Origin of the sequence: Pseudomonas sp. MYb118 (assembly GCF_040947875.1) — a bacterium.
Taxonomy (GTDB): Bacteria; Pseudomonadota; Gammaproteobacteria; order Pseudomonadales; family Pseudomonadaceae; genus Aquipseudomonas.
In genome coordinates this window covers 2757284-2772595 of record NZ_JBFRXN010000002.1, presented here as the reverse complement: position 1 = coordinate 2772595, position 15312 = coordinate 2757284, and the positions used below count along the sequence as shown (strand labels likewise).

Sequence of the window (15312 nt, the reverse complement as noted above, 5' to 3'; positions counted from 1 at the left end):
AACTAGGAAACCGCCCATATGAATACCGCCGTCAACGCCAACGTAGTGCATGAATCCGAAGCCCAGCGCCAGCACGCCCGAGTGAAAATCCCGGCCAAGCTGCGCTTCTTCGGTCCGGACCGGACCCCGGTTGAAGCCCGGGTCATCGACCTCTCCGCTGGCGGCCTGGCATTCAACGCCGGTCAACTGCCGCTGAAGATCGGCGACGTGCACAAGGCACGCCTGCAGTTCGTCATCGACAACCTCGGCCTGGCCATGGACGTGGAGCTGCAAGTGCGCTCCTTCGACCGCCAGACCGGTCGCGCCGGCTGCCAGTTCCAGAACCTGGAACCGCAGGACATCTCGACCCTGCGCCACCTGATCACTTCGCACCTGGCCGGCGACATCGTCAGCATCGGCGAGGTGCTGGCGACCCTGCAGCGCGACAACTTCACCAAGGCCCGCAAGCAAAAGGACGGCGGCAGCGGCATGACCGCATTCGGTCGCCTGCGCGCCGTGACCTTCAGCCTGGCGGTGTTCGTCGTTGGCCTGGCGGCGTTCGGTTTCATTTTCAAATCGGTGTACGGCATGTACTTCGTCAGCCATGCCCAGGCCGGCCTCGTCGCCGTACCCGGCATGAACATCACCATGCCCCGTGACGGCACCGTACAGAGCCTGGTCAAGGCCGACGGCGTCGCCGCCAAGGGCGCGCCACTGGCGACCTTCAGCACCAGCATGCTCGACGTACTCAAGGGCCACCTGGACGAAGACCAGTTGCAACCGGCCAAGGTCGAGGAACTGTTCGGCAAGCAAATGACCGGCACCCTGACCTCGCCGTGCGACTGCACCGTGTCCCAGCAACTGGTCGCCGACGGCCAGTACGCCAGCAAGGGCGACGTGATCTTCCAACTGGTGCCGCGTAACAGCGAAGCCAATGTCGAAGCGCGCTTCTCCTATCGCCAGTTCGGCGACGTGCGCCCAGGCACCACCGTCAGCTTCCAGATCGCCGGCGAAGACGAAACCCGCACCGGCAAGATCGTCAGCAGCACCAGCCTGAAAAGCGCCGACCTGTCGTCCGACATCCGCGTGCTGATCCAGCCTGACGAGCCACTGGACAGCAAATTCGCCGGTCGCCCGGTGGAAGTGAACAGCGACCGTGGCCCGAACGTGAACTGGCTGATCAACAAAGCCATGGCCGCTGGCCTGTAAGCGGAGGACGTGACCGTGATGACGCCCAAACTCTTCAGTACACCGCAGCCCCTGTGGGAGCGAGCCCGCTCGCGATGGGATCAACGCGGTCTGTCTGATGCACCACAGTGTCCGCATCGCGACGGTTCGACGCCTCGACAGGCTCGCTCCCACAGTGGATATGCGTTGTGCGTCCTGGCACTGGCAGTCAGCCTCACCGGCTGCGCCGGCCTGCCCGACCAGCGTCTGGCCAACGAAGCGCTCAAGCGCGGTGACACCGCGCTGGCGCAGCAGAACTACAAGGCCCTGGCCGATCTGGGCTACAGCGAGGCGCAAGTGGGCCTGGCCGACATCCAGGTCGACAGCCGCGACCCGGCGCAGATCAAGCAGGCGGAGGCGACCTATCGCGCCGCCGCCGACGTGTCGCCGCGCGCCCAGGCTCGCCTGGGTCGCCTGCTGGTGGCCAAGCCGGGCTCCACCGAAGCCGAACAGCACGAGGCCGAAACCCTGCTGAAAAAAGCCTCGGCCAATGGCGAAGGCAACACGCTGATCCCGCTGGCAATGCTGTACCTGCAATACCCGCACAGTTTCCCCAACATCAACGCCCAGCAGCAGATCAGCCAATGGCGCGCCGAAGGCAAGCCGGAGGCGGGTCTGGCCCAGGTGCTGCTCTATCGCACCCAGGGCACTTACGACCAGCACCTGGACGAAGTGGCAAGCATCTGCAAGGCCGCGTTGAACACCACCGACATTTGCTACGTCGAGCTGGCCACGGTCTACCAGAAACAGGGCAAGACCGACGAGCAAGCCGCACTGATCAAGCAGATGCAGGCCGCCCATACCCGCGGCACCGTATCCGCGCAGCGCGTGGACAGCGTGGCGCGGGTGCTCGGCGATTCGAGCCTGGGCAAGACCGACGAGAAAACCGCGCAATCGCTGCTCGAAGACATCGCCCCCGGCTACCCCGCTTCCTGGGTCAGCCTGGCGCAGTTGCTCTACGACTTCCCGGAACTGGGCGACGTCGACACGATGATGAAGTACCTGGACAACGGCCGCGCCGCCGACCAGCCGCGCGCCGAACTGTTGCTCGGCAAGCTCTACTACGAAGGCAAATGGGTGCCGGCTGACGCCAAGCTCGCCGAGGCGCACTTCCAGAAAGCCGTGGGCAAGGAAGTGGCCGCCGATTACTACCTGGGCCAGATCTACCGTCGTGGTTACCTGGGCAAGGTCTATTCGCAAAAAGCCCTGGATCACTTGTTGACCGCTGCGCGCAACGGCCAGAACAGCGCCGACTTCGCCATCGCCCAACTGTTTTCCCAAGGCAAGGGCACCAAGCCCAACCCGCTTAACGCCTATGTCTTCAGCCAATTGGCCAAGGTCCAGAACACCCCGCAAGCCAACGAGCTTGCCCAAACACTCGAAGCCCAACTGCCGCCTGCCCAGCTCGCCGAGGCCCAACGCCTGTTGAAACAAGAACAGGCCGTTCGTGGCGCCTTGAGCCAGAACACGCTGGAACTGCATGCCCTGCAAGAAGAAGACGGCGAGGAAACGTTATGAAGTTGAATCCATTCGTGAAGGCCGGTATTGGCCTGACCTGCGCCCTGCTGTGGTCGTGCCCGACGCTCGCGGCACTGACCGAGGCGAAGAATTTCGGCCTGGAAGTGAAGATCACCGGCCAGTCCGAAGACGACCGTGACCTGGGCACGGCCAGCGGCGGCGACGTCAATGGCGTCGGCCTCGACCTGCGCCCCTGGGTGTATGGCGAGAGCGGTGCGTGGAGTGCCTACGCCATGGGTCAGGCGGTGACGTCCACCGACATCATCGAAACCGACACCTTGCAGCAGTCCGATGAGGAAGCGACGCAGACCACCCAGAACAGCGACCGCAAGACCAAGAAGAACTACCTGGCCATGCGTGAGTTCTGGGTCGGCTACAGCGGCCTCACGCCCTACCCCGGCGAGATCCTCAAGTTCGGTCGCCAGCGCCTGCGCAACGACGACGGCCAGTGGCGCGACACCAACATCGAAGCCCTGAACTGGACCTTCGACACCACCCTGCTGCGCGCCAACGCCGGTGTTGCCGAACGCTTCAGCGAATACCGCACCGACCTCAAGGAGCTGTCGCCCCAGGACAAGGATCGCCTGCACGTTTACGCCGATGCGGCGTACCAGTGGACGCCGGGTAACTGGGTCGGCATTCGCGGGCACCACACCCACGACGACGGCAAGCTCGACTACCCGGAACCGGGCGTGGCCGGCGACTCGCTGGACAAGAAACAGAACGGCGACATCAGCTGGCTCGGCCTGACCGCCGACAGCGACGCCTACAACTACCGCAACACCAACACCCTCAATTACTGGGGCAGCATCACCGGCATGAGCGGCGACACCGACACCGTCAACCCGCTCAACGCCGACGGCACGGCGCCTGCGCAAGCCAAGCGCAATGAAGACGTCGACGGCTGGGCCACCGACCTGGGTGTGCGCCTGCGCCTCGACCCGCAATGGCAGGTCGGTGCGGCGTACGCTCGCGCCAGCGCCGATTACCAACAGAACGGCCTGGAAAGCAACCGCTCGAACTACACCGGTACACGCTCGCGGGTGCACCGTTTCGGCGAGGCCTACCGTGGCGAAATGAACAACATGCAGACCGCGACCCTGTTCGGTTCGTGGATGCTCAACGACCAATACGACGCCAGCCTGATCTATCACAAGTTCTGGCGTGTCGACGGCAACAAGCCGGTGGGCAGCAACGGTATCAATGCTGTCGAGAACAACATCGACGACGCCACCGGCGCGATCCTGTCGAGCACCTCGCTGCCGCTGGAAGACGGCAACAAGGACCTCGGCCAGGAGATGGACCTGGTCGTCACCAAGTACTTCAAGCAGGGCCTGCTGCCAGCGGCGCTGAGCCAGTCGATCGACGAACCGTCGGCCCTGGTGCGCTTCCGTGGCGGCGTGTTCAAGCCGGGCGACGCCTACGGCAAGGAAGTCGACTCGTACATGCACCGCGCGTTCATCGACGTGATCTGGCGCTTCTGATGCGAACCGCTAAAGGAGTTCCCGACATGCACAGTCCGAACAGAGGCGCCTTGACCTTGCTGGCCGGTGCGATGCTGCTGGCCAGTGCGGCCGCCTTCGCCAATGTCGAGCCGGCAACCAAGCCTGTGACCACGGCCAAGGAATTGCAGCAAGCCAAGACCTACACCGTCGCCAGCGCGCCCACCGCGCCGCTGGAGCTGAAAAAACCGGTGCCACCGGACATCAGCGGCTACACCGCCGAAGCCATCGAGAAGAAAATCGTGCGCAGCAAGGCCGGCAAGGTCAGCGTGCGCCGCATGATGCAGGAAGACGCGCTGAAGGACTTCATCGGCGGCGACAACAAGATGGCCGAGTGGGTGGTGCGCCAGCACGGCATTCCCCAGGCGATTTTCGTCGACGACGGTTACATGAGCCTTCAGGACCTGGCGAAGAAGCTGCCCAAGCAGTACCTCAACGAGACCTCGCCGGGGGTTTTCCTGGCGAAGCTGCCGATTGTGGTGGGCAAGCACGGCATCCTCGAGATCGACAAGCGGACCCAGGAATTGCGCCTGTCCCAGGAGGCCGGCTCGTTCCTGGTCAACGACGGCAAGCTGTTCGTGCGTGACACCAAGGTCACCGGCTGGCGAGAAAAGGACAACGGCCCGGCGACCTTCAAGTCGCCCAAGGAATTCCGCCCGTTCCTGCTGGCCTGGGGTGGCACCGAGACGTACATCGCCAACAGCAACATGGCCAGTTTCGGCTACGCCAACAGTAAGTCCTACGGCGTGAGTATTTCCCAGTACACGCCGAACATGGCCAAGGTGCTCAAGCGCCCTGAACCGACCGGCTGGATCGTCGGCTCCGAGTTCTCGGACATGTGGTACGGCTTCTACTGCTACGAAACCAGCAACTTCGTGGTCAAGGGCAACACCTACAAGGACAACATTGTCTACGGCATCGACCCGCACGACCGTTCGCACGGGCTGATCATCGCCGACAACACCGTCTACGGGACCAAGAAAAAGCACGGGATCATCATTTCCCGTGAGGTCAACGACAGCTTCATCTTCAACAACCGCAGCTTCGACAACAAGTTGTCGGGCCTGGTGATCGACCGGAACAGCGTCAACAACCTGATCGCCTACAACGAGATCTACAAGAACCACACCGACGGCATCACGCTGTACGAAAGTGGTGACAACCTGATCTACGGCAACAAGGTGATCAGCAACCGGCGCCACGGCATCCGCATTCGTAACAGCGTGAACATCCGCCTCTACGAAAACCTGTCCCTGGCCAACGGCCTGACCGGCGTCTACGGCCACATCAAGGACCTGACCGACACCGACCGCGACATCAAGCTCGACCCGTTCGACGCCCAGGTATCGCTGATCATCGTCGGCGGCGAGCTGGCCGGTAACGGGAGCGGCCCGCTGTCCATCGACTCGCCCTTGAGCGTCGAGCTGTATCGCGTGTCGATGCTCGCGCCGACCAAATCCAGCGGCATCAGCTTCAACGGGATCCTGGGTGAACGCCAGGATGAAATTCTCGACCTGATGGTGCGCCAGCAGAAAGCCGTGCTGATCGACCCTGTCGAAAGCCAGATCGAAATGCAGGACTGAGGATAATTTTATGCACCCACACTTGATCAAATTACTCAGCCTGTCGGCCCTGACCGCCGGTATTCTCGCGGCCAGCGCCGGGGCGCGTGCGGACGAAGTCCAGGCGCCGACCTTCGAGGCCGAGCCGTGCTGCAACCTGTGCCCCGAAGCCCACGACGCGAAAAACTACACCACCCGCTACCAGCAGAACTTCACCACGCTGGTGCAGGCCCAGGGTGACTGGCTGTTCCGTACCCAGGAAGACCTGCGCACCGAGTTCGACACCACCCCGGCCGGCTACAAGCGCATGCAGCAGTTGCACGATGCGTTCAAGAGCAAGGGCGTGGAACTGGTGGTGGTCTACCAGCCGACCCGTGGCCTGGTGAACCGCAACAAGCTCAACCCCGAAGACAAGGCCAGATTCGATTTCGACAAGGCCCTGAAAAACTACAAGACCATGCTCGGCCGCTTCGCCGCCATGGGCTACGTGGTGCCGGACCTGTCGCCGCTGACCAACGAATCGCTGCCCGAAACCCTGCCCGCCCACGACTTCTACTTCCGTGGCGACCAGCACTGGACCCCTTACGGCGCCCAGCGCACGGCAAAGATCGTCGCCGAGAAGGTCAAGCAGATCCCGGCGTTCGCCGACATCCCGAAACGTGAATTCGAAAGCCACAAGTCGGGCCGCATGGGCAAGACCGGAACATTGCACAACATGGCCGGTCAACTCTGTGGCACCAGCTACGCGATCCAGTACATGGATCAATTCACCACCGAGCCCAAGGGCGAAGCGGGCGATGGCGACCTGTTCGGCGATTCCGGCAACCCGCAGATCACCTTGGTCGGTACCTCCCACAGCGGCAAGAACTACAACTTCGCCGGGTTCCTCGAAGAGTCCATCGGCGCCGACATTCTCAACGTGGCGTTCCCCGGCGGCGGCCTGGAAGGTTCGATGCTGCAGTACCTGGGCAGCGAAGAGTTCCAGAAGAACCCGCCGAAGATTCTCATCTGGGAATTCTCGCCGCTCTATCGCCTCGACCAGGAAACCATCTACCGCCAGATGATGGCGCTGCTGGATAACGGTTGCGAAGGCAAGGATGCGCAGATGTCGAGCAGCACCACGCTCAAGCCCGGCAAGAACGAACTGATGGTCAACAGCAAAAACCTGAACCTGCAAAACAGCAGCCACCAGGTCGATATCCGCTTCGCCGATACCTCGGTGAAAACCCTGCAAGCCACCCTCTGGTACATGAACGGACGCCACGAGGACATCAAGATCGAAAAACCGGAAACCTCCGACACCGACGGTCGTTTCGCCTTCGAATTGCGCACGGACGAAGACTGGGCTTCGCAGAACCTGCTGGCCGTCGAAGTCCAGGGGCCGGAAGCCGGCACCGCGCCACAGAAGGTCGAAGCGAAAATCTGCAAACGCAACGTATTCCCGAGCGCCGAGCAACGTACCGCTCAGATCGGGCAATGAGGTCTGCCATGCACAACCGAACGTTGAAACAGTTACTCGCGCCGTCCCTGCTGACGCTGGCCATGTTCGCCGGCGCCACCCAGGCCGCCGCGCCGCTGCGCCCGCCCCAGGGTTACTTCGCGCCGATCGAGAAAGTCAAAACAGGCGACAACGCTGAAAGCTGCGACGCCGTACCGACGCCTTACACCGGCTCGCTGCAATTTCGCAGCAAGTACGAAGGCTCGGACAAGGCCCGCTCGACACTGAACGTGCAATCGGAAAAAGCCTTCCGCGACAGCACTGCCGACATCACCAAGATCGAGCGCGGCACCAGCAAGCGGGTCATGCAGTTCATGCGCGACGGTCGCCCCGAGCAACTGGAGTGCACGCTGAACTGGCTGACCGCCTGGGCCAAGGCCGATGCGCTGATGTCCAAGGACTTCAACCACACCGGCAAGTCCATGCGCAAATGGGCGCTGGGCAGCATGGCTTCTTCCTACCTGCGCCTGAAGTTCTCCGACTCGCATCCGCTGGCCAACCATCAGCAGGAATCGCAGTTGATCGAGGCCTGGTTCAACAAGATGGCCGACCAGGTGGTCAGCGACTGGGACAACCTGCCGCTGGAAAAAACCAACAACCACTCGTACTGGGCCGCCTGGTCGGTGATGGCCACTTCGGTCGCCACCAACCGCCGCGACCTGTTCGACTGGGCCGTGAAGGAATACAAGGTCGGCGTCAATCAGGTCGACGCCCAGGGCTTCTTGCCCAACGAGCTCAAGCGCAATCAACGCGCCCTCGCCTACCACAACTACGCCCTGCCGCCACTGGCGATGATCGCCAGTTTCGCCCAGGTCAACGGCGTGGACCTGCGCCAGGAAAACAACGGCGCACTCAAGCGCCTGGGTGACCGGGTGCTGGCCGGGGTGAAAGCCCCCGAGCAGTTCGAAGAGAAAAACGGCAAGGAACAGGACATGACCGACCTGAAGAAGGACATGAAATTCGCCTGGCTCGAACCGTTCTGCTCGCTCTACACCTGCACCCCGGATGTGCTTTCGAAGAAACACGGCATGCAGCCGTTCAAGACCTTCCGCCTGGGGGGTGACCTGACCAAGGTGTATGACCCGGCGAATGACAAGGGCAAGGGATCTTGATTCGTCTTCTGTAGGAGCGAGCTTGCTCGCGATTGCGGCCCGACATTCATCATAAGTGTCGACTGATACACCGCTATCGCCAGCAAGCTGGCTCCTACAGGGGCCAGTGTCAGGGTTGAGTTTTGTGAGTTACCCCCCGGTTTTTCATGGGGGGTTTGGGGGGGCCGTTGGCCCTTGACTGTTGGTTAAACACGGAGAGACCGGGATGGTATTTTCATCCAACGTGTTTCTGTTCTTGTTCCTGCCGATCTTCCTCGGCATGTACTACTTGAGCGGAATACGCTATCGCAACCTGCTGCTGCTGATCGCCAGCTATGTGTTCTATGCCTGGTGGCGCGTGGACTTTTTGGCGCTGTTCGCCGCCGTCACGCTGTGGAACTACTGGATTGGCCTGAAAGTCGGCGCCGCCGGTGTGCGCACCAAACCGGCCCAACGCTGGCTGCTGCTGGGTGTGGCCGTCGACCTGTGCATCCTCGGCTACTTCAAGTACGCCAACTTCGGCGTCGACAGCATCAACGCGCTGATGACCTCGGTCGGCCTGTCGCCGTTCATCCTGACCCACGTGCTGTTGCCGATCGGTATCTCGTTCTACATCTTCGAGTCCATCAGCTACATCATCGACGTCTACCGTGGCGACACCCCGGCGACCCGCAACCTGATCGACTTCGCGGCGTTCGTGGCGATCTTCCCGCACCTGATCGCCGGTCCCGTGCTGCGTTTTCGCGACCTCGCCGACCAGTTCAACAACCGCACCCACACCCTCGACAAGTTCTCCGAGGGCTGCACGCGGTTCATGCAGGGTTTCATCAAGAAAGTCTTCATCGCCGACACCCTGGCGGTGGTCGCCGACCACTGCTTCGCCCTGCAGAACCCGACCACGGGCGATGCCTGGCTGGGTGCGCTGGCCTACACCGCGCAACTGTACTTCGACTTCTCCGGCTACAGCGACATGGCCATCGGCCTGGGCTTGATGATGGGCTTCCGCTTCATGGAGAACTTCAAGCAGCCGTACATCAGCCAGTCGATCACCGAGTTCTGGCGGCGCTGGCACATCAGCCTGTCCACCTGGCTGCGCGACTACCTGTACATCACCCTGGGCGGTAACCGCAAAGGCACGCTGATGACCTATCGCAACCTGTTCCTGACCATGCTGCTCGGTGGTCTGTGGCACGGCGCGAACATCACCTACATCGTCTGGGGCGCGTGGCACGGCATGTGGCTGGCCATCGAGAAGGCCCTGGGCCTGAACACCTCGCCACGCAGCCTCAACCCGATCCGCTGGGCGCTGACCTTCCTGCTGGTGGTGATGGGCTGGGTGATCTTCCGCGCCGAAAACCTGCACGTGGCCGGTCGCATGTACGGCGCCATGTTCAGCTTTGGCGAGTGGTCACTGTCGGAACTCAACCAGGCCAACCTCACCGGCCTGCAAGTGGCGACCCTGGTGGTGGCTTACGCGACCCTGGCGTTCTTCGGTCTGCGTGACCTGTACAGCAACCAGCCGCCAGCGAAGGCCAAACCGGCCGTCAATGTCGAGGCCGACGGCCCGGCTACGGCGACCCCGGGAATGATCAAGGCCGTACCGGGCGACAACCCGGCCAGCATCCACCAGCCGGGCTACACGGTGGGCACTGAAGCCAGCGTGCAACCGGCCTACTGGACCGCCGACTGGTCGCGCTACGTGATGCGTGCACTGGTGCTGCTGCTGTTCATCGCCTCGATTCTCAAACTCTCGGCGCAAAGCTTCTCGCCGTTCCTTTACTTCCAGTTCTGAGGGATCTGACCATGACCCGCTCATTACGCATTTTCTACATCGCCCTGTTCATGGTGACCTTGATGGTCCTGGGCCTGTGGTCGGTGCGCAGCTTCTTCGGTTTCAGCACCAACGCCGACGCGACGGTGCTCAATGGCCGCTGGGCCAAGGCCGTCGAAACTCACTACGACGACGAGTTCCCGATCAAGCGCCTGGGCACCAACCTCTGGGCAGCGCTGGATTTCAAGCTGTTCAACGAAGGTCGTCCGGGCGTGGTGCTCGGCCGCGACCAGTGGTTGTACAGCGATGAAGAGTTCAACCCGATCGTCAACGAAGAACTGAACCTGCAAGGCAACTACGCGCTGGTCGAAGGCGTGCGCCAGGAGCTGAAAAACAAAGGCGTGAAACTGGTCATGGCGATCGTGCCGGCCAAGACCCGCCTGTATCCGGAACACCTGGGTGAAGTGAAGCCTTCGAGCATCCACGCCAACCTGTACGAGGACTTCCACGCCCGTGTCGCCGCCGACAAGATCCTCGCCCCGGACCTGCTGATCCCGTTGCAGAAAGGCAAGCTGGACGGCCAGCAAGTGTTCCTGCGTACCGACACCCACTGGACCCCGGAAGGCGCGCAGATTGCCGCCGAGACCCTGGCCAGGACCATCGCAGAAAAAACCCCGCTGAGAGGCGAGCCCCAGCGTTTTGTCACCGAGCCTGCACAGACCGTGATCCACAAGGGTGACCTGCGCCTGTTCCTGCCGCTGGACCCGTTGTTCGAAAACATGATGCCGGCCACCGAGCCCCTGCAAAAACGCAACACCGTGGCCGCAGGCGGCCAGGCCAGCGGCGACGACGCCCTGTTCGCCAATACCGAAGTACCGGTGACCCTGATCGGCACCAGCTACAGCGCCAACCCCAACTGGAACTTCGTCGGGGCACTCAAGCAGGCACTGAACAGCGACGTGGTCAATTACGCCGAAGACGGCCATGGCCCGATCCTGCCGATGCTCAGCTATCTCAAGAGCGACGCTTTCAAGAACAGCCCGCCCCAGGTGCTGATCTGGGAGTTTCCTGAACGTTATCTGCCCGTCAACAACGAAATCGGCGACGCCGACCCGCAGTGGGTCGCAGCGCTCAAAGAAGCCGGCGCTCGCCAGCAAAACGTAGCTGTAAACACTAAATCCGAGACGCCCGATCGGGCGCAAAACTGAAAGAGAGGTATTCCCATGACTTTCACTACTACTCCGCGTCGTCTCGCCGCTGACTCCTTGAAGGCAGTCGCTTTGGCCGCGACCTTCAGCGTGCTGTCGATGAATGCCTTCGCCGCCGGCGACTCGGCACTCTACGGTCCGACCGCACCCAAAGGCTCGACCTTCGTGCGGGTCTACAACGCCAGCAACGCCGAAGTCAGCGCGACCGTCGGCAGCACCAACCTGAGCGACGTAGCGCCACTGGCCAGCACTGACTTCAGCTTCATGCCGGGCGGTGACTACAGCGCCAAGGTCGGCAGCCAGTCCCTGCCGGTGAAACTGGCCGGCGACCATTATTACACGCTGGTCAACAACGCCAGCGGCGCGCCACAACTGATCGAAGAGCCGCCGTTCAAGAACAAGCAGAAGTCCCTGGTTCGCGTACAGAACCTCAGCGACAAGGCCCTGACCCTGAAAACCGCCGATGGCAAGACCGAAGTGGTGCCGTCCGTGGCCGCCAAGGGCCGTGGCGAGCGTGAAATCAACCCGGTGAAAGTCAGCCTGGCGCTGTACGATGGTGCAACGAAAGTCGGCGATGTGAAGCCAGTGGCGCTGGAGCGCGGTGAAGCTGCCGTTCTGTACGTCACCGGCAATGGCAGCAGCCTGTCGCCAGTGTGGGTCAAGCGCCCGGTGTCGACGCGCTGATCAATTTTTCCGACTGACACCGCCCTGTAGGAGCGAGCTTGCTCGCGATGAGGCCCTTGAGACCGCCATCGCTGGCAAGCCAGCTCCTACAGGAACCTCGGAGTCAGGTCGGGTATGAAACAAAAACAAGAGTGAAACGACACAACGTTCGTGCTCTGACCCATTCGATTTTCAAGGAGTAACAACATGATTCCGGTGATCTTGTCAGGTGGTAGCGGCTCACGTCTTTGGCCGCTTTCCCGTAAGCAGTTCCCTAAACAGTTCCTGGCCCTGACCGGCGAACACACCCTGTTCCAGCAAACCCTGGAGCGCCTGGTGTTCGAAGGCATGGACACCCCGATCGTGGTCTGCAACAAGGACCACCGGTTCATCGTCAACGAGCAGCTCGCCGCTCGTAAACTGGATACCCAGCGCATCCTCATGGAACCGTTCGGCCGCAACACCGCGCCAGCGGTCGCCCTGACCGCGATGATGCTGGTCAACGAAGGCCGTGACGAGTTGATGCTGGTGCTGCCGGCCGACCACGTGCTGGAAGACCAGAAAGCCCTGCAACGTGCCCTGGCCCTGGCCACCGTCGCGGCTGAGAACGGCGAAATGGTGCTGTTCGGCGTGCCGGCCACCAAACCGGAAACCGGCTACGGCTACATCAAGTCGGCCAACGATTCGCTGCTGCCCGAAGGCGTCAGCCGCGTCTCTCACTTCGTGGAAAAACCGGACGTCAAACGCGCCACCGAGTACGTCCAGTCCGGCGGCTACTTCTGGAACAGCGGCATGTTCCTGTTCCGCGCCAGCCGTTTCCTCGAAGAACTGAAAAAACACGATCCGGACATCTACGACAACTGCCTGCTGACCCTCGAGCGCAGCGAACAGGACGTCGATACCGTGATGATCGACGAAGCCACCTTCGCCTGCTGCCCGGACAACTCCATCGACTACTCGGTGATGGAAAAAACCCAGCGCGCCTGCGTCGTGCCGCTGACCGCCGGCTGGAGCGATGTCGGTTGCTGGTCGTCGCTGTGGGAAGTGAACGAGAAAGACGCCGACGGCAACGTCACCAAGGGCGACGTGGTGGTGCAGGACAGCAAGAACTGCATGATCCACGGCAACGGCAAACTGGTGTCGGTGATCGGCCTGGAAAACATCGTGGTGGTCGAAACCAAGGACGCCATGATGATTGCGCACAAGGACAAGGTCCAGGGCGTGAAACAGATGGTCAACACCCTCAACGAGCAGGGCCGCAGCGAAACCCAGAACCACTGCGAAGTGTACCGTCCGTGGGGTTCCTATGACTCGGTGGACATGGGCGGCCGCTTCCAGGTCAAGCACATCTCGGTCAAGCCGGGTGCCTGCCTGTCCCTGCAAATGCACCACCACCGCGCCGAACACTGGATCGTGGTCAGCGGCACCGCCGAAGTGACCTGCGACGAAAACGTGTTCCTGCTCACCGAAAACCAGTCGACCTACATCCCGATCGCGTCGGTGCACCGCCTGCGCAACCCGGGCAAGATCCCGCTGGAAATCATCGAGGTGCAATCGGGCAGCTACCTGGGCGAAGACGATATCGAGCGTTTTGAAGATATCTACGGCCGGTCCACCCCGATCGAACGCGGCGTGTCGGTAAAAACCATCGCGCAGTAAGCATCTGGCAGTTTGAAGCCCCCTTCCAGCCCACTGCGTCCCCTATCCGCAGTGGGTTGGGTGGGGGCTTTTTTCTTTGGATCTTTGTTGACTGTACTGGCCTCTTCGCGGGCAAGCCCGCTCCCACAGGGTTCGGTGTGCACGGGCAAAATGTGGGAGCGGGCTCGCCCGCGAAGAGGCCGCCACAGGCCTCGCAAAATCCAAGCCCATCGCCAACCGCCCCCGCGCTTAGGTAGGATGCTCTCCTCTGCTCATGAGGTTGCACGACATGTTCATCGGCGTCCTGCTGGTCATCACCTGGTTGATTCTGCTGGTGCGTTACCCGGCCAAGGCCCTGCCCGTTTCGGTGGCCGCGGTGATTGGCCTGGGCCTGGTGGCGACCTGGGTGATCTGGATGGACAACCGCGAGGTCAAGCAGCTGGCGCGCCTGGAGTTGCGTATCACCTACGCGCCGGATCAGTGCCCGGCGGATCGTCCGCTGCAATTGACCATGAACAACGGCAATGACGTGCCGCTCACCGAATTGCGTTGGCGCGTTGCCGCCTATGCGCCGGGCGACACGGTCAACCTGGCCGACAACCAGTACACGGCGCCACGCTACCGGGGCCCCGGCGAGTTGCAGGCCGGGGCGAACTGGGAAGACTGCCTGCCGATGCCGCCGCTGCGCCCTGGCTATCGCCCGCAAACCCTGGAGTTTCGCGCCGAGCATTTGCAGGGCAGTTTCTCCGACTGACTTTTCCTTCTTCTTGCACAAGGACCGCGCCATGCCTGTTGCGTTGATTACCGGTTGTTCCAGCGGCATTGGCCGCGCCCTGGCCGATGTGTTCAAGGCCGCAGGCTTCAAGGTCTGGGCGACCGCGCGCAAGCCCGATGATGTGGCGGCGCTGATGACGGCGGGGTTTAACGCCGTGCAACTGGACGTCAACGACGGTCAGGCGCTCGAGCAATTGGCCGAGCAGATCAACCAGCAGCACGGCGGCCTCGACCTGCTGATCAACAACGCCGGCTACGGCGCCATGGGGCCGTTGCTGGACGGCGGCGTGGCGGCCATGCAGCGCCAGTTCGAAACCAACGTGTTCGCCATCGTCGGCGTGACCCGCGCGTTTTTTCCGGTGCTGCGCCGGGCCAAGGGCATGGTGGTGAACATCGGCAGTGTCTCGGGGGTGCTGGTCACACCGTTCGCCGGCGCCTATTGCGCCTCCAAGGCGGCGGTGCATGCCTTGAGCGATGCCCTGCGCATGGAACTGGCGCCGTTCGGCGTGCGGGTGATGGAAGTGCAACCGGGGGCGATCGCGTCGAGTTTCGCCAAGAATGCCGGGCAGGAGGCCGAGCAGTTGATCAGCGAGCAATCGCCGTGGTTCGCCTTGCGCGAAGGCATCCGTGCCCGGGCCAAGGCCTCCCAGGACAAACCGACCCCGGCCAGCGAGTTCGCCGCCGGGGTGCTCAAGGCGGTGCAGCAGGGCAAGCCACCACGGCTGGTGCGCCTGGGCAACGGCAGCCGGGCGTTGCCGTTGATGGCAGGGCTCTTGCCCAAGGGGTTGCTGGAGTCGGCGTTGATGAAGCGGTTTGGGTTGCGGGGGCAGCTTTGAGACCGAGTTGACGCCATCGCGAGCAAGCTCGCTCCTACAGGGAGG

12 protein-coding genes are annotated in these 15312 nt (G+C 62.3%); all 12 read left to right on the top strand.

What is annotated here, in order from left to right:
- Positions 1-18 precede the first annotated feature (18 nt).
- The 12 genes from ABVN20_RS18465 to ABVN20_RS18410 all read left to right on the top strand — a co-directional run bounded on the left by ABVN20_RS18465 (position 19) and on the right by ABVN20_RS18410 (position 15267).
- Positions 19-1188, top strand: coding sequence for a PilZ domain-containing protein (locus ABVN20_RS18465; RefSeq protein WP_368557140.1), 1170 nt, complete (start codon positions 19-21; stop codon positions 1186-1188).
- Between the two features lie 18 nt (positions 1189-1206).
- The gene (algK, locus tag ABVN20_RS18460) at positions 1207-2724 is read left to right on the top strand and encodes an alginate biosynthesis TPR repeat lipoprotein AlgK (protein ID WP_368557139.1); all 1518 of its coding nucleotides are present in this window, start codon (positions 1207-1209) and stop codon (positions 2722-2724) included.
- Positions 2721-4208 carry an alginate export family protein gene (locus tag ABVN20_RS18455; protein ID WP_368557138.1) on the top strand — a complete coding sequence of 496 codons (1488 nt, stop codon included), beginning with the start codon at positions 2721-2723 and terminating at the stop codon, positions 4206-4208. The genes algK and ABVN20_RS18455 overlap by 4 nt, the downstream gene beginning before the upstream one ends.
- A gap of 26 nt (positions 4209-4234) precedes the next feature.
- Positions 4235-5809, top strand: a complete 1575-nt coding sequence (algG, locus tag ABVN20_RS18450) for a mannuronan 5-epimerase AlgG (protein ID WP_368557137.1) — start codon at positions 4235-4237, stop codon at positions 5807-5809.
- 10 nt (positions 5810-5819) lie between these two features.
- Complete coding sequence (locus tag ABVN20_RS18445) at positions 5820-7268, top strand: alginate O-acetyltransferase (RefSeq protein ID WP_368557136.1); 1449 nt, start codon at positions 5820-5822, stop codon at positions 7266-7268.
- 8 nt (positions 7269-7276) lie between these two features.
- Complete coding sequence (locus tag ABVN20_RS18440) at positions 7277-8398, top strand: mannuronate-specific alginate lyase (RefSeq protein WP_368557135.1); 1122 nt, start codon at positions 7277-7279, stop codon at positions 8396-8398.
- Positions 8399-8603: 205 nt separating this feature from the next.
- Entirely contained in the window at positions 8604-10169 is a 1566-nt protein-coding gene (locus tag ABVN20_RS18435; RefSeq protein WP_368557134.1) for an MBOAT family protein, read from the top strand.
- Positions 10170-10180: 11 nt separating this feature from the next.
- The gene (locus tag ABVN20_RS18430; protein WP_368557133.1) at positions 10181-11356 is read left to right on the top strand and encodes an alginate O-acetyltransferase; all 1176 of its coding nucleotides are present in this window, start codon (positions 10181-10183) and stop codon (positions 11354-11356) included.
- Between the two features lie 15 nt (positions 11357-11371).
- The gene (locus ABVN20_RS18425) at positions 11372-12040 is read left to right on the top strand and encodes an alginate O-acetyltransferase AlgF (protein WP_368557132.1); all 669 of its coding nucleotides are present in this window, start codon (positions 11372-11374) and stop codon (positions 12038-12040) included.
- Between the two features lie 186 nt (positions 12041-12226).
- Entirely contained in the window at positions 12227-13678 is a 1452-nt protein-coding gene (locus tag ABVN20_RS18420; RefSeq protein WP_368557131.1) for a mannose-1-phosphate guanylyltransferase/mannose-6-phosphate isomerase, read from the top strand.
- 268 nt (positions 13679-13946) lie between these two features.
- Positions 13947-14411 carry a multidrug transporter gene (locus tag ABVN20_RS18415; protein WP_368557130.1) on the top strand — a complete coding sequence of 155 codons (465 nt, stop codon included), beginning with the start codon at positions 13947-13949 and terminating at the stop codon, positions 14409-14411.
- A 31-nt stretch (positions 14412-14442) separates the two neighbouring features.
- Entirely contained in the window at positions 14443-15267 is an 825-nt protein-coding gene (locus ABVN20_RS18410) for an SDR family oxidoreductase (RefSeq protein WP_368557129.1), read from the top strand.
- The last annotated feature ends 45 nt before the right edge of the window (positions 15268-15312 follow it).